Here is a 16,772-nt window from a genome sequence, read left to right on the forward strand (position 1 = left end):
TGAGGCCCGGTGGGGCCGACCGTCGGCCGTGTGCGCTCAGCGTCGGTACGGGCCCACAGCCGCTGTTCGCCTGCTGGCCGGGCGGCTCCCCGTCCGCGGTGCCGTCGTCGAACGCGGCCCGTGCCGGCGGTCGTACGGCCCGATCGGAGCGACGACGGGCCAGGCACCGCCCCCGAAAGCGCGCCGTTCACACGGGGTGCGCACCGGATCGCGGGTGGGGCCGGGTCGCGCACCCTCCCGGAAGCCGGGCGGGGCGCTGAGAATGAGGCGCGGTGAGCAGGTCCCGTCCACCATCCGCAAGGGGCGGGGCCTGTTCACGTGGGTGCGCCGACGGGTTCGGCCCGGCCGACGGGGACCCGCTCCCACCGGCCGCTGTCGGCGAGCGTCACGTCGTCGCCGGGCGGGGTGGCGGGAACGGCGCACGGCGACTCGTCCTGGCCGGGCACGGTCCGTCCCCTTGCCCGCCACTCGGCCACGAGGGACGCGTAGATCGGCGGGTGTGCCCGCTGCGGATCGTCGAACTCGGCGAGCGGACGCGTTCCCAGGTCCAGGAGGCTCCCGGTCGCGGTGGCTGTGCGTTCCATGCCGCTGCAACGCGGAAACAGCCGCCGGTGGTACGCCCTTGCTCGCCGATGGCGCCGAATCGGGTGAGTACGCCCCCGCGGCCGGGGCCATGTGTTCGCCGGCCGAATGCCTCAGCTCCTGCGGGCGCCCAGCGCGGCGAGGGCGCGGTCGGCGTGTGCGCTCATCCGCAGTTCGCTGCGGACCACCTCCAGAACCGTACGGTCCTGCCCGATGACGAAGGTGACGCGCTTGGTGGGCGCCAGGGAGAAGCCGCGTCGCACCCCGAACCGCTCGCGGACCGTTCCGTCGACGTCGGACAGCAGCGGGAAACCGAGCGTGTGCTGTCCGGCGAACTCCTTCTGACGCTCGACCGGATCACCGCTGATCCCGACCGGCCGCGCACCGGCGGCGGCGAACTCCGCGGCCAGATCGCGGAAGTGGCACGCCTCGGCGGTGCAGCCCGAGGTGAGAGCCGCGGGATAGAAGAACAGCACCACCGGACCGTCGGCCAGCAGCTCCGACAGCCCGCGGACCGTACCCGTGTCGTCCGGCAGAGCGAAGTCCTCGACCGTGTCACCCACCCCGACACCACGTGTCATGACTGTCCCTTCCCACCCTTGGCGACGCCTCGTGCCCACAGTACGAGGGGAACCTGCACCGGAAGTCGCGCCAGGGCGGCGGCCTTGAGCGGCGTCGGCTTGTCGCGCCAGTCCACGGCCATCTGGACGTTGGCCGGGAACACCCCGACGAAGAAGGCCGCGGTCGCCAGCGCGGCGGCCCGGCGGGTACGCGGCAGCGCCACCCCGGCCGCGAGCGCCAGCTCCATGGCACCGCTCGCATAGGTCCATGCCCGGGGCCGCCCGGGCAGCGCGCTCGGGATGATCGCGTCGAACTGGCGCGGTGCGACGAAGTGAGCGGCGCCCGCGGTGGCCAGCAGGCCGGCGAGCAACAGTGGTGAGCGTTCCGACCTCGGCACGTTTCCTCCTCGGGAGTCTGTCGCGCGACCTTACTGGATAGTAAGTCCGCGTGGGCGAGGGGGGTACGCGCACGGCGGCGGCAGTCGGACCCTGATGTTTGAGGCGCGCTTCGCCGGTGAGTCGTACCAGTGGATCGCATGAGTCGAGCCAGCGAGGATGTGAACCACGATGGCCAAGAACCAGAAGAACAAGGCCAAGATGGAGCAGGCCAAGGGCAAGGCCAAGGAAGCCGCCGGAAGGGCTGTCGGCAATGAGCGCATGACGGCCGAGGGCAGGGCGGACCAGGCCAAGGGCGACGCCCGCCAGGCCAAGGAGAAGATGAAGGACGTCTTCCGGCACTGACGCCGCTACGCCGCTGGGCCCGTCACACCTCGGTGTGGCGGGCCCGCTTCGTTGTCCGCCGCCGGCGTGTTCGCGGAAGCCGACGTGTTCGCTAAGGCTGAAGGGTTCGCGAAGGCCGACGTGCCCCCGAAGGCCGAAGTGTTCGCGAAAGCCGGCATGTTCGCGATAACCGCCATGTGCGCGAACGCCTCCGCGTGGGCGCTCACGCCGTCAGAGCCTGCCGCGGCGAGTCGACCGGCGCCAGGCGCGCTGCGCCGGTCACGGCCTGCCGGGGTGAACCGGTCACGGCCTGCCGCCGTGAGCCTGCCAGGGACGGCGCCGGGCGTATCGCCACCCGCACCGGGTAGGTGGTCTTCCCGGGGTCGATCACGGGATCCCCCAGCTCTATCCGGCCCGCCGCGTGCAGCGCGTCGCACTCGGCGGTGGGCAGGGCCACGTGGCAGCCCCCGCGGCCGGCCTCGGAACCGACGGCCTGCCAGTAGCCGTACCGACGACGCCCGTTGGGGTGCACGGTGAGGAAGACCGGCGCGCGCTGTTCCGTCACGAGACGCAGGATCTCGGCACCGCCGGGGCTGAGCGGAGCGGGTGTGCGGGGAATGGCTCGGAGCATGGTCACCGGCCTCCGGTCAGGGCCTGCGGCACGGCGCGGTGGTGGGGGAGGAGCGTCATGTACGGGCGGCCTTTCGACGGACGGGTTTCGATCGCGTACCGCCCGGGGCGGTGACGTTCTCGCTGCTCAGCATTGTTCCCGAGGGCACTGACAATGCGGACGGGACAACGCCGGAGCACTGCCCGCCTTGTCAGACGCATGCTCAACTTCCTCCGTTCCACACCTTGATGACGTCTCCGATGATCTTTGCCTGTCCGTGGCCCCACTTGTCCCCGCAGTCGCGGGGGGCGTCCCTCGCGTATTTCGCGGTCTATCCGAGGAACCCCGCCGTGGTCACCACGAACCGCTCGCTGTCGTCCAGCCACGGAAAGTGTCCGGCGCCCGGCTGGACGACCACCCGGGCGTTGGGGAACAGCCCCGCGAGCTCTGCCGTGGCGGCAGGAGGGGAGTTCAGGTCGGCCTCACCGGCGAGCAGCAGAACCGGCGCCCCCAGCAGGGCGAGCGCCGAGCGGGTGCCCGCCGGGTCGAAAGCGCCCTCGGCGCCGTAGGCGGCCGCCGCCTCGTCATTTCGCTGGCCCTCCTCGGCGGCGTGGTGGGCCCGCGCCCGCTCGTCCCAGCGGCCGTAGCGGAACGGCGTGATCGCCCGCCAGTCGTCCTCCGTGGCCCGGCCCTCGGTGACCGCCTCCAGGGCGGCGAAGGCGTCGGGGAACCACGGCTCGTCCCGCCGCAGCCACGCCGTCTCGCGGCGGAGCTCCCCGGGGACGGTCAGTCCGACGGCCAGGACGCTCGGCGTGATCAGCGCGAGCCTGCTCACCCGCTCCGGGTGCCGGGCGGCGTACAGCGCCGCCAGATTCGTACCGCCGGAATGCGCGAGCAGGTCCATCCTGTCCAGGCCGAGCTGCTCGCGCAGGGCTTCCACGTCGTCGACCAGCCGGTCGCAGCGGTACGAGGAGGGGTCCGTCGGCGTCTGCGACTGCCCGGTGCCCCGGAGATCCGGCATGACCAGCTTCCGGTGCGCCGAGAGGCCGCCGAGGTCGCCGAGGTACACGGACGCCTGCATCGGGCCGCCGGGCAGGCAGACCACCGGAGATCCGTCTCCGAACACGTGGTAGGTGAGTTCGGTTCCGTCGGGTGTGGAGAAACGGGGCATGGCCAAGACCCTGGCAGCGCGGCACGGCCGGAGCAACAGGATTCACCGGAGCCGCGGGGCCCGGAGCCCTGTGAATGCCCGCTCTGCGCGGCGCGGGCACGCCGGTGGCAAGATGGAGGCCCGAGTGAGCGGTGTTCGCGCTGCCACGGAAAAGCAGGTGGGTACATGTCGGATCAGTCCCGTGAGGACTGGGAGCGGTTCGCCGTGGCCCTGGCGGAAATGGCACGCGATCTGCTGGCCCAGGACTCGGTCCAGGCCACCATGGACCGCATCGTGGAACACGCGACGGTGCTGATCAACGGCTGTGACGCGGCCGGCATCCTCACCGTGCGGCGGGGTGAGGTGACGGCTCTGGCCGCGACGGACCAGGTGGTGCGCACGGCTGACCGGATCCAGCAGGACCTCAGGGAGGGGCCGTGCTTCGACGCCGTCACCGACCGCACACAGGTCTACGCCATTAAGGATCTGAACGATCCGCACGAACGGTGGTCCCGCTTCGCCCCGGAGCTGAGGAAACTGGGCATGGGAAGCATGATGGGCTTCCTGCTCTACACCGAGGACGACGAGCTGGGCGCGCTCAACCTGTACTCCCACCGCCCCGGCACCTTCGACGAGGTGGCTCAGCGCGCGGGCTGGGTCCTGGCCTCGCACGCGGCCGTCGCCTTCGCCGCGGCCCGCACCCACCAGCAGCTCGGCCACGCCCTGGAGACCCGTCACGAGATCGGCGAGGCCATGGGGATCCTCATGGAACGCCATGGCCTGACCGAGGAAACGGCTTTCGGCGTCCTCAAGAAGGCCTCCCAGGACCACAACATCAAACTCCGCGAGGTGGCCCGCCGGGTCTGTGAGACGGGTGAGAGACCGACCTGAGCGCTCCCTGGAGGTTTCCATGGCTGTACAGCGCGTCGGCCTGGTGGTCCACATGGGCCGCCCGGCCTCCCAGGACGTGGCCCGCACCGTGCACGCTTGGTGCGCCGCCCACGGCATCCCCTGCACCGACATCGACGTGTGGGCCAAGGACCACCAGCGCCTCAGCGGCCGGGCCGAGGCGCAGGCGGCGGGCAACCCCGACCTCGTGGTGACCCTCGGCGGCGACGGTACGTTCCTCAGAGGGGCGCGGATCGCGCTCAAGAGCGGGGCGAGCGTCCTCGGGGTCGACCTGGGCAAGGTCGGCTTCCTCACCGAGGTGGAGGCGTGCGACGTCGGCGAGGCGCTGGAAGCGGTCCACCAGGGCCGCGCGACCGTCGAGGAACGCATGACGCTGACCATGCGCGCCTCCCGGGCCCTGGAGATCCCCGACGGCATGGAAGCCCTGCTGCGCTACGGCCGCGGCCCCGCCCTTCCGCCCCCGCGGGTGCGCCCCGAGAGCACCGAGGGAGGGGGCTGGGGGCTGGCCCTCGACGTCTACGCGCTGAACGACGTCGTCGTGGAGAAACTGGCCCGGGACCACCAGGTGAGCGTGGGCGTCTATCTGGCGGGCCGCCTGCTGGCCTTCTACTCCGCCGACGCCGTCGCGGTCACCACCCCCACCGGCTCCACGGCCTACAGTTTCGCCGCCGGAGGCCCGGTCCTCTCCCCGCACATGGACGCGGTCGTCTTCACCCCCATCGCGCCCCACATGACCTTCGACCGCAGTGTCGTCGCCGGCCCCGACGAACCGGTGGCACTGCGCGTCCTGCCGCACTCGGGACAGGCCGCGGTCAGCGTCGACGGCCAGCTGCGCGGCGTGCTCGATCCCGGCGACTGGATCGGCGTCTTCCGTGCCCCGCAGCGAGCGCGCCTCATCCGGCTGCGTCCCACCGACTTCTACGGCAGGCTCCGCGACAGGTTCCGGCTCACCGACGCACCCGCCACGGCGACGGACGGGGACCCCGCGCCGTTCTTCTGGCCGGACTCCCCGATCCCGCCGGATCTCGCGCATCTGCGACTGCGGCCGCCACCGATGCCACGCTGAGCCTGCCGGGCCTACGCTGAACCCACTGCCCACTGCCCACTGCTTGCCCTTTCTTGACCCTCCCTTTTCCGAAATACCTCTGACGCAGAGCTATCGTCGGAGCGTGGAGTCGGAGACCTTCCCCGAGGCGCTTGCCGATGCCCTGAGCGGCCTGCAGAGGCTGATCAGGCGGCGGCTGCGGAGCGGCATGTCCGCTCCGCAACTGCGCGGCGCCGAGATCGACTTGCTGCGTCTGGTCGTGGACCGGCCGGGCATCGGTGTGTCGGAGGCCGCCAAGGAGCTCTATCTGGCCGGCAATTCGGTCTCGACACTGGTCAACCGGCTGGCGGCGGAGGGCTATCTGATCCGAGAGACGGACCCCGCCGACCGGCGCGCCGCGCGACTGCTGCCCTCCCCGGTGGCCGAAGCCCGGCTGCGCGACTGGCGCCTGCGCCGCGCCGCACTCGTACGCCGCCAGGTGACCCGTCTCGACGAGGCCGACCGTGCCGCGCTGGAGGCGGCCCTCCCGGCCCTGCGCAGGCTCGCGACGAATCTGCACGAGGAGGCCGAGGAGACATGACACGTCACACGAGCCAGGAGGGAGACGCCGTGGGCCAGGAAACCGTTCGGGAACCGAGCACCACGAAGGCCGCCGACGACGGACCGACCGTGGCACCCGATCCGCGTACCGACGCCGTGACCTGCTCCGCGCTCACCTACACCTTCGGCGACACGACCGCCGTCGACGAACTCGACCTGTCCGTCCGCGACGGTGAGGTGTTCGGCCTGCTCGGTCCCAACGGCGCCGGAAAGACCACGGCCATCCGCTGCATCACCACACTCCTGCCGGTCCCCGCCGGCAAGGTCCGCGTGTTCGGACACGACGCCGCCCGCGAACGCATGCCGGTACGGCGCCTGTTGGGCTACGTACCGCAGCAACTCTCCGCCGACTCCGGACTCACGGGCCGGGAGAACGTGGAACTGTTCGCCCGCGTCTTCGACGTCGCACGCAGCGAACGCGCCGCACGTGTGGACCAGGCGCTCGCGGCCGTCGACCTCTCCGACGCGGCCGGCCGGCTCGCCAAGACGTACTCCGGAGGCATGGTCCGCCGTCTCGAACTCGCCCAGGCCCTGGTGAGCGCGCCCCGGCTGCTCATCCTCGACGAACCGACGATCGGCCTCGACCCGATCGCCAGGACCAGCGTCTGGGAGCACATCAACGCCGTACGGGCCGCCACCGGCATGACCGTCCTGGTGACCACCCACTACATGGACGAGGCCGACCAGTACTGCGACCGCGTCGCCCTGATGCACCACGGCCGTGTCCACGCCCTCGGTACGCCCGGCGAGCTGCGGGCCGGCCTCGGTGAACGGCGCGGCACCACGGAACCCGGTGAACTGCCCACGCTGGAGGACGTCTTCCGCGACATCGCCGGCAGCGGCCTCGACGACAAGTCAGGAGACTTCCGCGATGTCCGAAGCACCCGCCGTACCGCGACCCGGGTCGGCTGACCGCGTCCACCCGGCCGGCCTCGAACTGCTGCTGATCCCACCCCGGGCCCGCACCGGCTGGCGGGTGCTGCCCGCCCGGGTCGGCGCCATGTGCGCCGTCGAGCTCCAGAAGATCCGCCACGACCGCACGGAGCTCTACACGCGGGCGGTCCAGCCCGCACTGTGGCTGCTGATCTTCGGCGAGACCTTCACCAGGATCAAGGCGATACCCACCGGCGGCATCCCCTACATCGACTACCTGGCGCCGGGCATCATCGCCCAGTCCGCGATGTTCATCGCCATCTTCTACGGCATCCAGATCATCTGGGAACGTGACGCGGGGATCCTCACCAAACTGCTCGTCACCCCGACACCGCGGTCGGCGCTCATCACCGGCAAGGCCTTCGCCTCCGGCCTCAAAGCGGTGATCCAGGCCGTCGTGGTCGTCGTCATCGCCGCACTGCTCGGCGTGGGGATGACGTGGAATCCCCTTCGCCTGCTGGGTGTAGCGGTGGCCGTCATCCTCGGGTCGGCCTTCTTCTCCTGCCTCTCGATGACCATCGCGGGCATCGTGCTCAGCAGGGACCGGCTGATGGGCATCGGTCAGGCCATCACGATGCCGCTGTTCTTCGGCTCCAACGCCCTGTATCCGGTGGACATCATGCCCGGCTGGCTCCAGGTCGTCAGCAAGGTGAACCCGTTGAGTTACCAAGTGGACGCGCTGCGCGGGCTGTTGCTCGGCACGCCCGCCCACCTGGCACTCGACTTCGGCGTTCTGGCCGTCGCCGCGGCTCTGGGCATCTGGTCCGCCTCCTCACTGCTGGGGCGGCTGGCCCGCTGAGCCCGGCGAGCGCGCCCGGCCGCGTAACCGGCCGGGCGCGGCCCTACCGGTCCTCGGGGCGCGTACCGAACTGGTCCCTGAGCTTTTCCTGCCCGGTGTCGACCTGCCCGCTGTACTTGCCCTGTGTCTTGCTGTCGACCGCGTCGCCCGCCTTGTCGATGCCCTTGCCGGCCTGCGACTCGTGGCCCTTGAGCATGCTCTTCAGCTTGTCCATCACGGACATGATGGTGTCCTCTCGCTTGTGCCCCCAATGCCCCAGTGTTCCCGTGGTGCCGGGTCCCCGCATCTCAGCGCCGGAACACCCCGCGCGACGTGCGGCGACGGCCGCCAGACCCGCATGATCGAGTGGTGGGGTCGGGTGCCCGGCACTAACGTCGATGTGGTGATCGTCCACGTCCACCACTGAACTGAGACGCGGGGCATCCCATGACAGGCGCTCGGACCACACCTTCGCAGCCCGCCGACTCCCCTGAGCGTGGCAGAGGCAGCGGTATAGCCCTCCTCGTCATCGCCTCCTGCCAGCTGATGGTGGTCCTCGACATCACCATCGTGAACATCGCTCTGCCGCACATCCAGACATCGCTCGGTTTCTCGACCGAGAACCTCTCCTGGGTGATCAACGCCTACACGCTGACCTTCGGCGGTCTGCTGCTGCTCGGCGGTCGGCTCGGCGACATCCTCGGCAGACGCAGGGTCTTCGTGTTCGGCGTGCTGCTCTTCGTGTTCGCCTCGCTGCTCGGCGGACTCTCCCAGGAATCCTGGCAGTTGCTGGCGGCCCGCGCGCTCCAGGGCGTCGGCGGTGCCATCGCCTCACCCACCGCGCTGTCGCTGATCACCACGACCTTCCGCGAAGGGCCGGAACGCAACAGGGCGTTCGGCGTATTCGCGGCCGTCTCGGCGGGCGGCAGCGCGATCGGCCTGCTCGCCGGCGGCCTGCTCGTGGAGTGGCTCGACTGGCGTTGGGTCCTCTTCGTCAACGTGCCCATCGGCCTGCTGATCGTGCTGGCGACGCCCCGCTACATCCGGGAGTCCGAACGCCACGCCGGACACTTCGACATCCTCGGCGCACTCACCTCAACGCTCGGCATGGTGTTGCTGGTCTACGGCTTCATCCGGGCCTCGGAGGAGGGCTGGAGCGACAGCGTGACCGTCGCGGCCTTCGTGGCGGCGGTCGTGTTCCTCGCCCTGTTCATCTTCGTCGAGCAACGGTCCAAGCAGCCGATCACCCCGCTGTGGATGTTCCGCGACCGCAACCGCGCCGGTGTCTACGCGATGATGCTCAGCTTGGCCGCCGCGATGTTCGGCATGTTCTTCTTCCTGACCCTCTTCGTGCAGAACATCCTCGGCTTCAGCCCGCTGCGGGCCGGACTCGCCTTCCTGCCGGTCAGCGTGATCATCGCGATCGGCGCGGGATGCGCCTCGCAGTTCCTGCCCAGGTGGGGGCCGAAGCCCTTCATGGCCGTGGGCGCGGTGCTGGCCGCCGTGGGACTCGGCTGGCTGACCCTGACCGATGTCGACAGCACGTACGCGGGCAGCATCTTCGGCCCCATGCTGGTCTTCGGCTTCGGCATGGGCCTCCAGTTCGTCTCGCTGACGCTGATGGCCGTGTCGGGTGTGGCTCCCAAGGACACGGGAGCCGCCTCCGGGATCCTCAACGCCACTCAGCAGGTGGGCGGTTCGCTCGGCCTGTCCGTCCTGGTCACTGTCTTCGGGACGGCCAGCCGCAACGAGGCCACCGACCAGGTCGCCCGGTTCATGGCGGACGCGAGCCCGGCGCAGCGGCTGGAGTTCCGCAGGACGGGCCAGCTCCCCAAGCCCTGGAGCGACCAGGTGCTCGCCTCCGGCATCTCCAGCTCGTTCGTCGTCGCCGCCGTCTTCGCCGTCGTGGCCGCGCTGATCGCCCTGGTCGTCATCCAGGTGCGCCCCGACGACCTGGAGCGGCTCCAGGGCGGCGGTGCCCTGCCGCTCGCCGAGGCCGGGGACGCCACCGGGAGCCCGGCCGACACGAACGCACGCCCGCCGGGGACACACGAGGGCCGGCCTCCTCAGGGCTGAGCGTCGGCGGGCAGTTGCTGCTCGGCCCAGATCACCTTGCCCGCCGCGGTGTAGCGGGTGCCCCAGCGTTCGGAGAGCTGCGCGACCAGGAACAGACCGCGTCCGCCCTCGTCCGTGGTGGCCGCGTAGCGCAGATGGGGCGAGGTGCTGCTGCTGTCGAAGACCTCGCAGATCAGGCTGCGGTCACGCAGCATCCGTACCTGGATCGGCCCGCTGCCGTAGCGGATGGCGTTGGTGACCAGCTCGCTGAGTATCAGCTCGGTGGTGAACGCCATGTCCTCCAGGCCCCATCGGGCGAGCTGCCGGGTGACCGAGGCGCGTACCTCGCCGACGGCCGCCGGGTCGGCGGGCACCTGCCAGTCGGCGATCCGGTCGGCGTCCAGCGCGTGGGTGCGGGCCACGATCAGCGCGATGTCGTCGCTGGGCCTGGCGGGAAGGAGCGCGTCCAGTACGGCCCGGCAGGTGTCCTCCGGTGACCGGTCGGACCCGGCCAGGGCGGTGGCCAGCATGTCGAGACCCACGTCGATGTCCCGTTCCCTGTCCTCCACGAGCCCGTCGGTGTAGAGAACCAGCCGGCTGCCCTCCTCGATCACCAGATCGACCGTTTCGAACGGCAGACCGCCGAGACCGAGCGGCGGACCGGCGGGCACCTCGGGGAACTCGACGCGGCCGTCGGGGCGCACCAGTGCGGGGGGCGGATGACCGGCCCTGGCGACCGTGCATGTACGGGAGATCGGGTCGTAGATCGCGTACAGGCAGGTGGCGCCGGTGACCGCGGCGCCGCCGTCCTCCGTGTTCTCGTCCTGGTCGATCCGGCCGACCAACTCGTCGAGCAGGCCCAGCAGTTCGTCGGGCGGCAGGTCCAGCGCCGAGAAGTTGTGCACGGCGGTACGCAGCCGGCCCATGGTCGCCGCCGCGTGCAGTCCGTGCCCGACGACGTCGCCCACGACGACGGCGACCCGGGTGCCGGACAGGGGCAGTACGTCGAACCAGTCGCCGCCCACGCCCGCCTGTGCGGGGAGATAGCGGTAGGCGATGTCCAGGGCGGTCTGCTCGGGCAGGTTGCGCGGCAGCAGACTGCGCTGGAGCGTCACGGCCATGGTGTGCTCGCGGGTGTAGCGGCGCGCGTTGTCGATGGACACGGCCGCGCGTGCCACCAGTTCCTCCGCGAGCGTCAGCTCCTCCACGTCGAAGGGTTCCGGCTTCTCGGAACGCCAGAAGTTGACGACGCCCATCACCAGCGGGCCCACCCGCAGCGGCACGGTGATCAGTGAGTGGATTCCGTACGCCACGACCTGTGCGGACCGCTCCAGGTCCTGGGCGAGCCAGCCGGCGGCCTTGCTGAGGTCGGGTTCGATGAAGGACTCGCCGGTGCTGAGGCTGCGGGCCTGCGGCGAGGTGGCGACGAAGGTGATCTGCCGGCCCACGGGGTAGAGGGGAGCGTCGTCGTGGATTCCGCTGGACGCGGTGCGGCGCAGCCGGCCGGTGTTCTCCGGTTCCTCGCCGCTCAGCACGGCCTCGGCCAGGTCCACGGTGACGTAGTCCGCGAACCGCGGCACGGTGACCTCAGCCAGTTCCTCGGCGGTACGGGTCACGTCCAGGCTTGTGCCGACGTCCACCCCCGCGTCGTACAGGAGTTTGAGGCGCTCGCGTGCCACCTCGGCCCGCCCGGACAGCGCCCGCAGCTCGGTCGAGTCACGCAGGGTCGCGACGCTGCCGGACGGGCCGCCCTTGAGGTCGGTGGGCCGCTGGTTGACCGCGAGCAGCCGGTCTCCGACGAGATGCACCTCGTCCGTCGCGACGCGTCCCGAGGCCAGCAGGCCGGCCATGTCGGGATCGAGCCCGAGTTCGGCGAGCGGCCGCGCCTCGGCGTCCTTGGGCAGGTCGAGGAGGCGGTGTGCCTCGTCGTTGGCGAGCAGCAGCCGCCCGTCGCCGCTGATGATGATCACGCCCTCGCGGACGGCGTGCAGCACCGCGTCGTGGTGCTCGTACATCCGGGTCATCTCGTACGGGCCCAGGCCCCGGGTCTGGCGCAGCAGGCGTCTGCTCACCAGCGCCGTCCCCGCTGTGGCCAGGGCCAGCGCGACGGCGGCGGCGGCCAGCAGGAGCGGCAGCTGCCGGTCCGCGACACCGCCGACGTTCGCCGTGGTGATACCGGCCGACACGATGCCGACGACCGATCCGTCCGGTGCCTCGACGGGGACCACGGCCTGTACCAGCTGCCCGATGGTCCCGTTGATCTCCTCGGTGATGGAGCGGCCGGCCAGGGCGGGGGAGATGTCCCCGACGAACTTCTTCCCGATCCGGTCCGGGAGGGGGTGGGTGTAGCGGATCCCGTCGGTGTTCATGACGACGATGAAGTCGACCTTCGTCGCCTCGCGCGCGGCTTCGGCCCGTGGCTGGAGCACGGCGGTGGGGTCGGGGGAACGCAGCGCCTCGACGATGCCCGGCGAGTTGGCGAAGGTCTCGGCGACGGACAGTGACCGGTTGTGGGCCTCCACCGAACTGTCGTGCCGCACCTGGAGCACCAGCGCCACCACCGCGGAGACGACCAGCAGCAGCACGATGACCACTTGCAGCACGAAAACCTGGCCGGCGACGCTGCGACCGCTCAGCGCCGACCACAGCCGTCGCAGGGGACTGCGGCGTGGCCCGTCCTCCTGCGGCCCCCGTGGATCGGGCGGTCTGTGGGGTGCCCGGCTCGACCGGGCCCAGGATCGACCCGTTAGTCGGACCATGTGCATATGTCTACACTGCCCGGCGCCCGGAGGCGAGAGGCGTCACACGTTGTGACGAGGGCGGGGGAGGAACGGCCCGGTCGGTGACTATGCCGTCCGGGGGCGCCCGGACGCATGATGGAGGAGTGTGTCTTTGTCGCCATTTGTCTCTTGGAACCGTCTCAAGCGCTGGAGGTCGTCATGGAAACCACGGATCGCTACCGGCTGTCCTTCACCCACCGGCCGGCAGGCAGTGGGACCGAGACCGATGAGGTGATCGTCGAACGGACCGACACCGTGGGACCCGGCGGCAACCCCGTGTACTGCGATCCCACCGGCATCCTCCGCGCGGAGATCAGCCCGGCGGGGGAGGTACGGATGCTGGCCAGCGGCGCCTACCAGGCACCGGCGTCTCCCTCCGCCGAACCGCTTCCCTGAACTCGTGGCCGTCGAACCGTCCCTTCCCAGAAGGTAGTTCACGCCACGCGGACCCTGTCAACGGCGCCTGGGTCCGCGCGGGACACAATGAGCGGATCCGTGCGGTGGGTGACACTGGGACGGTGATTGTCGAACGCGCGTATGCCCACCGATCCTCCGACGACCAGGACGGCTGGCCGTGGTCGGTGCCCTGCGTACGGCAGTTGCTCGATGAGGGGCTGCGGTTCGCGGCGCCGGTGACCTTTCTGGTCGGTGAGAACGGTTCGGGTAAATCGACCCTGGTCGAGGCGCTGGCGGAGGCCTTCGGGCTGGACTCCTACGGCGGCTCGCACGACTGGCGCTACGCCTCACCGCGTGGCAAGTCGGCGCTCGGTGAGCGGATGAGGTTCGACGCGGCGCCGCGCGGACGCCGTATGGCCGCGAGCTGGTCGGCCCGCAAGGGCTTCTTCCTGCGGGCCGAGACCGCCCTCGACGCCCTCGGCAGAGAGGGCTTCTCGCCCGATTCGGTGAGCCACGGCGAAGGCTTCCTCGCGGCGTTCCGCGGCAAGTTCCTGCAAGCGGGGCTCTACGTCCTGGACGAGCCGGAGGCGGCGCTCTCGTTCTCCTCGTGCCTCGAACTCATCGGGCACATCGACCGGTTGACCAAGGAGGGCGGCCAGGTCATCTGCGCCACCCACTCCCCACTCCTGACCGCCCTGCCGGGCGCGGACATCGTCGAGGTCGGCGGGCACGGCATGCGCAGGACCGGCTGGCAGGAGCTCGGCCTCGTGGACCACTGGCGCCGCTACCTCGCGGACCCACAGGCCTATCTGCGGCACATCGTTGAGCCGTAGCCGTAGCCGTAGCCGTAGCGGTAGCCGTAGTGGCGGGGGGGCACAGGCCGCCCTCGACCCGCGGCCGTACGCCCCCGGAGGCCGGCCTACTCGAACCGGGAGGGGTCGCCCGCTCCCCGGCGTACGATCTCGGCCTCCCCGCTGGAGAAGTCGATGACGGTCGTCGGCTCGGTGCCGCAGTCACCGGAGTCGAGGACCGCGTCCACGACGTGATCGAGCTCTTCCTTGATCTCCCACCCCTGGGTCAGTGGCTTCTCCTCGTCCGGCAGGAGAAGGGTGCTCGACAACAGCGGCTCACCGAGTTCGGCGAGGAGCGCCTGGGCGACGACGTGGTCGGGAATCCGCACGCCGACGGTCTTCTTCTTCGGGTGCAGCAGTCTGCGCGGGGCTTCCTTCGTCGCGGGGAGGATAAAGGTGTAACTGCCGGGGGTGGACGCCTTGATCGCCCGGAACACCGCGTTGTCGAGGTGCACGAAGTGACCGAGCTGCGCGAAGTCCTGGCACATCAGGGTGAAGTGGTGGCGGTCGTCGAGCCGCCGGATCGAGCGGATCCGGTCGAGCCCCTTCTGGTTGCCGAGCTGGCACCCGAGCGCGAAGCAGGAGTCCGTCGGATAGGCGACGAGACCTCCGCCGCGGATGGTCTCCGCCACCTGGCTGATGGTGCGCGGCTGCGGGTTCTCCGGGTGCACGTCAAAGTACTTGGCCATACGTCGAGCTTAGGTCCGTGGAGGCGGCGTTTCCGACCGCCTCCCCGGTTGTCGCCCAACCGCCCGACTAACCGTCCGACGCCTTCGCGTACTCCCTCGCCATGCCTCCCGCGAAGTCGTGGACGACGGTCTGTTCGTCTCCCACGACCCACGCCTCGTGTCCGGGCGGGGCCACGAACACGTCACCGGGTCCTACCTCGCTCTCGCCGCCGTCGTCCATGCGGATATGCATCCGTCCCTGGACGACATAGCCGTTGTGATGGACCTGGCAGCTCTCGGTTCCCGCGATGGGACCCACGGACTCGGACCAGCGCCATCCCGGCTCGAAGGTACCCACCGCGAAGTCGAGCCCGGTGAGGTGGACGGCTTCGAGGTGACCGCGGGGGAAATCGCGCCGCTCGTCCGGCTTGTCGACCGTCTTGACCTCGATCATGACGGCCTCCCTTCACATCGGAACCCCTGCACTCCATCGTCCGCCTGTCCACCCGGGTGCGCCAACCGGGCGACGCGGAGGTCAGCGCAGCGGAATGATCACCTCGTCCTCGACGGGCGGGTCGAGTTCCTGCTTCCGGTTCCCGGTCGCCGAGAAGCAACGCAGCCGGATCGAGCCCGGGGTGACGTCCAGCCGCAGGAAGCACTTGAAGAAGGGCGGGCTGTACGTCGCCGATCCGGGCGAGAACAGTTGCGTGTAGGTCTTGCGCACCGGGAGCCGCAGGCGCGAGGCCCGGCCGGGCCGGCGGCCGGCGCCCAGCAGGGCGGCGACCAGGCGCGTGCGCGGGGTGATCGGGGCGGGTTCGCCCTGAGCGCGGGTCGGGGGGATGCCGAGCCGTTCCGCGATGACCGCTGTGGCCTGGGCGTCGGTGAGCGTGAAGAAGCGGCGCAGGTGGAGGCGGCGTCCGTAGAGCCTGCTGTAGAAGGCGAGGGAGTCGCCGCGCAGCGGGTAGCAGCGGAAGTCTGCCTCCGTGACCCCGGCGACCGTGACCGGGGGGATGGTGTGGGTGGCGTGCATGAAGGCCCCGCCGCCGCCCGCGACCACGTACTGGATGGTGCGACCGTCCACCCGTACCGGATAGCGCTGGTAGTTGTGGATGTCGCCGCCTATCGCCGCGACGTAGTGGTGCCCGGGATCGCGCACGATGTCGTCGACGGTGCCGCCGCCCTCGATGGGGCAGGGGTGGTACTCGGCGTCCACGTACAGGGGCGTGCCGGTGATGAGGACCTTGGGGCGCTCTCCCTCGGAGACTTCGCGCAGCCAGCGGCCCTGCTCGGCGTCGACGGTGCCCAGGAGCCCGGTGTCGATTCCTATGATGCGCACCGGCCCTGCGTCGATGGCCCAGTACGGGCCCGGCTGGACGGCCCGTTGGCTGGGTGCGGAGCGCGACTGGCGTGCCTCGGCGAGGCGTTGCTCGTCGGGCCTGCCCGGCGTGTGCCACAGGAGTGAGCGCAGCCAGGCCCGCGAGAACCGACGCGGTGCGGCCCGCGGTGCCAGGGGCGGCGCGTCGCAGAACTCGCGCATGAAGCCCTGGAGGTCCTCGTACCAGTCGTGGTTGCCGGGTATCGCGTAGATGGGCGCCGGATAGTCCTTGTACGGGCGGTAGAACTTCGTGCCGTAGTCGTCGGCGTCGCCCACCGGATAGACCACGTCGCTGGCGAGAACGGCGAAGCTGGTGTCCTGACCGACCCTCAGAAACCCTGGCACGACGGCGTATTGGGGGGCGTCGCCCTCACCGGTGTCGCCGATGACCATGAAGGAGAAGTCGTCCGGATCATCGCGCCGGACCACCGCGTCAGCCGGCGCCCCGGCGGCGAGCCGCTGCTCCACCCATCGGCCGCGGGTGGAGCCGGTGGGGTCCCCGAACCAGGAGGCGAGCACTCCGTTGCGGGCGGGCCACAGCGTCTTCGGGTTGAGCCAGGAGAGCTTCTCCACCCTGCGCGGCATCAGTTCTTGGTAGACGCCGGGTTCCGGGGTTCCCCAGCCGGCGCCCTCTGCGGTGTCACGTGATGAGTCGGGCATCGGGAAACCGTAACAACGATCTTCCGGCGGGCGCTGAGCGGGGACGGTTCGGGGCGGGACAACTCCCGGCACCTGGGACCGACTTCGTGACGTCCGCTCA

Annotated in this window: 19 protein-coding genes; 9 read left to right on the top strand and 10 right to left on the bottom strand. The window is 70.6% G+C overall.

Annotated elements, in window-relative coordinates; all coding sequences use genetic code 11:
- Positions 1-314: 314 nt before the first annotated feature.
- The 3 genes from ACIP79_RS39340 to ACIP79_RS39350 form a co-directional block, all read right to left on the bottom strand.
- The gene (locus ACIP79_RS39340; RefSeq protein ID WP_401231968.1) at positions 315-584 is read right to left on the bottom strand and encodes a hypothetical protein; all 270 of its coding nucleotides are present in this window, start codon (positions 582-584) and stop codon (positions 315-317) included.
- 111 nt (positions 585-695) lie between these two features.
- A complete protein-coding gene (locus ACIP79_RS39345; RefSeq protein ID WP_401231971.1) occupies positions 696-1,163 on the bottom strand; it encodes a peroxiredoxin in 468 nt (155 codons plus the stop codon).
- Complete coding sequence (locus ACIP79_RS39350) at positions 1,160-1,540, bottom strand: MauE/DoxX family redox-associated membrane protein (protein ID WP_401231974.1); 381 nt, start codon at positions 1,538-1,540, stop codon at positions 1,160-1,162. Before ACIP79_RS39350 ends, ACIP79_RS39345 begins: the two co-directional genes overlap by 4 nt.
- Before the next feature lie 169 nt (positions 1,541-1,709).
- Here ACIP79_RS39350 and ACIP79_RS39355 point away from each other — a divergent pair, with 169 nt between their 5' ends.
- A complete protein-coding gene (locus tag ACIP79_RS39355) occupies positions 1,710-1,883 on the top strand; it encodes a CsbD family protein (protein ID WP_401231976.1) in 174 nt (57 codons plus the stop codon).
- Positions 1,884-2,085: 202 nt separating this feature from the next.
- Here ACIP79_RS39355 and ACIP79_RS39360 read toward each other — a convergent pair whose 3' ends face one another.
- Together ACIP79_RS39360 and ACIP79_RS39365 are read right to left on the bottom strand one after the other, a co-directional pair.
- Positions 2,086-2,493, bottom strand: coding sequence for a hypothetical protein (locus tag ACIP79_RS39360; RefSeq protein ID WP_401231979.1), 408 nt, complete (start codon positions 2,491-2,493; stop codon positions 2,086-2,088).
- A gap of 310 nt (positions 2,494-2,803) precedes the next feature.
- Complete coding sequence (locus ACIP79_RS39365; RefSeq protein ID WP_401231982.1) at positions 2,804-3,643, bottom strand: alpha/beta fold hydrolase; 840 nt, start codon at positions 3,641-3,643, stop codon at positions 2,804-2,806.
- Positions 3,644-3,808: 165 nt separating this feature from the next.
- Here ACIP79_RS39365 and ACIP79_RS39370 point away from each other — a divergent pair, with 165 nt between their 5' ends.
- From ACIP79_RS39370 to ACIP79_RS39390, 5 genes are all read left to right on the top strand, one after another.
- Positions 3,809-4,513, top strand: a complete 705-nt coding sequence (locus ACIP79_RS39370) for a GAF and ANTAR domain-containing protein (RefSeq protein ID WP_401231985.1) — start codon at positions 3,809-3,811, stop codon at positions 4,511-4,513.
- A gap of 19 nt (positions 4,514-4,532) precedes the next feature.
- Positions 4,533-5,597 (top strand): NAD(+)/NADH kinase, encoded by a 1,065-nt coding sequence (locus ACIP79_RS39375; RefSeq protein ID WP_401231987.1) that lies wholly within the window; start codon positions 4,533-4,535, stop codon positions 5,595-5,597.
- Between the two features lie 103 nt (positions 5,598-5,700).
- Positions 5,701-6,156: a MarR family winged helix-turn-helix transcriptional regulator gene (locus tag ACIP79_RS39380; RefSeq protein WP_401231990.1), complete on the top strand. Its 456-nt coding sequence runs from the start codon at positions 5,701-5,703 to the stop codon at positions 6,154-6,156.
- Positions 6,153-7,088: an ABC transporter ATP-binding protein gene (locus ACIP79_RS39385; protein WP_401231993.1), complete on the top strand. Its 936-nt coding sequence runs from the start codon at positions 6,153-6,155 to the stop codon at positions 7,086-7,088. Before ACIP79_RS39380 ends, ACIP79_RS39385 begins: the two co-directional genes overlap by 4 nt.
- Positions 7,048-7,908: an ABC transporter permease gene (locus ACIP79_RS39390; protein WP_401231996.1), complete on the top strand. Its 861-nt coding sequence runs from the start codon at positions 7,048-7,050 to the stop codon at positions 7,906-7,908. The genes ACIP79_RS39385 and ACIP79_RS39390 overlap by 41 nt, the downstream gene beginning before the upstream one ends.
- A 43-nt stretch (positions 7,909-7,951) precedes the next feature.
- On the opposite strand, the gene ACIP79_RS39395 is transcribed toward ACIP79_RS39390, so the two are convergent.
- Positions 7,952-8,131, bottom strand: a complete 180-nt coding sequence (locus ACIP79_RS39395) for an antitoxin (protein ID WP_383689646.1) — start codon at positions 8,129-8,131, stop codon at positions 7,952-7,954.
- Between the two features lie 203 nt (positions 8,132-8,334).
- Between ACIP79_RS39395 and ACIP79_RS39400 the strand changes: the two genes are divergently transcribed.
- Positions 8,335-9,963 carry an MFS transporter gene (locus tag ACIP79_RS39400; protein WP_401231999.1) on the top strand — a complete coding sequence of 543 codons (1,629 nt, stop codon included), beginning with the start codon at positions 8,335-8,337 and terminating at the stop codon, positions 9,961-9,963.
- On the opposite strand, the gene ACIP79_RS39405 is transcribed toward ACIP79_RS39400, so the two are convergent.
- The gene (locus ACIP79_RS39405; protein ID WP_401232001.1) at positions 9,954-12,701 is read right to left on the bottom strand and encodes a SpoIIE family protein phosphatase; all 2,748 of its coding nucleotides are present in this window, start codon (positions 12,699-12,701) and stop codon (positions 9,954-9,956) included. The genes ACIP79_RS39400 and ACIP79_RS39405 overlap by 10 nt on opposite strands.
- A gap of 180 nt (positions 12,702-12,881) precedes the next feature.
- Between ACIP79_RS39405 and ACIP79_RS39410 the strand changes: the two genes are divergently transcribed.
- Positions 12,882-13,118, top strand: coding sequence for a DUF6296 family protein (locus ACIP79_RS39410; RefSeq protein ID WP_401232004.1), 237 nt, complete (start codon positions 12,882-12,884; stop codon positions 13,116-13,118).
- Between the two features lie 122 nt (positions 13,119-13,240).
- The gene (locus tag ACIP79_RS39415) at positions 13,241-13,951 is read left to right on the top strand and encodes an AAA family ATPase (RefSeq protein WP_401232007.1); all 711 of its coding nucleotides are present in this window, start codon (positions 13,241-13,243) and stop codon (positions 13,949-13,951) included.
- An 86-nt stretch (positions 13,952-14,037) separates the two neighbouring features.
- Here ACIP79_RS39415 and ACIP79_RS39420 read toward each other — a convergent pair whose 3' ends face one another.
- From ACIP79_RS39420 to ACIP79_RS39430, 3 genes are all read right to left on the bottom strand, one after another.
- The gene (locus tag ACIP79_RS39420) at positions 14,038-14,658 is read right to left on the bottom strand and encodes an L-threonylcarbamoyladenylate synthase (RefSeq protein WP_383689004.1); all 621 of its coding nucleotides are present in this window, start codon (positions 14,656-14,658) and stop codon (positions 14,038-14,040) included.
- A 67-nt stretch (positions 14,659-14,725) separates the two neighbouring features.
- Complete coding sequence (locus ACIP79_RS39425; protein ID WP_401232011.1) at positions 14,726-15,091, bottom strand: cupin domain-containing protein; 366 nt, start codon at positions 15,089-15,091, stop codon at positions 14,726-14,728.
- An 81-nt stretch (positions 15,092-15,172) separates the two neighbouring features.
- Positions 15,173-16,672 carry a metallophosphoesterase family protein gene (locus ACIP79_RS39430; RefSeq protein WP_401232014.1) on the bottom strand — a complete coding sequence of 500 codons (1,500 nt, stop codon included), beginning with the start codon at positions 16,670-16,672 and terminating at the stop codon, positions 15,173-15,175.
- Positions 16,673-16,772: the final 100 nt, after the last annotated feature.

Origin of the sequence: Streptomyces sp. NPDC088747 (genome assembly GCF_044751025.1) — a bacterium.
In the GTDB taxonomy this organism is placed as follows: domain Bacteria; phylum Actinomycetota; class Actinomycetes; order Streptomycetales; family Streptomycetaceae; genus Streptomyces.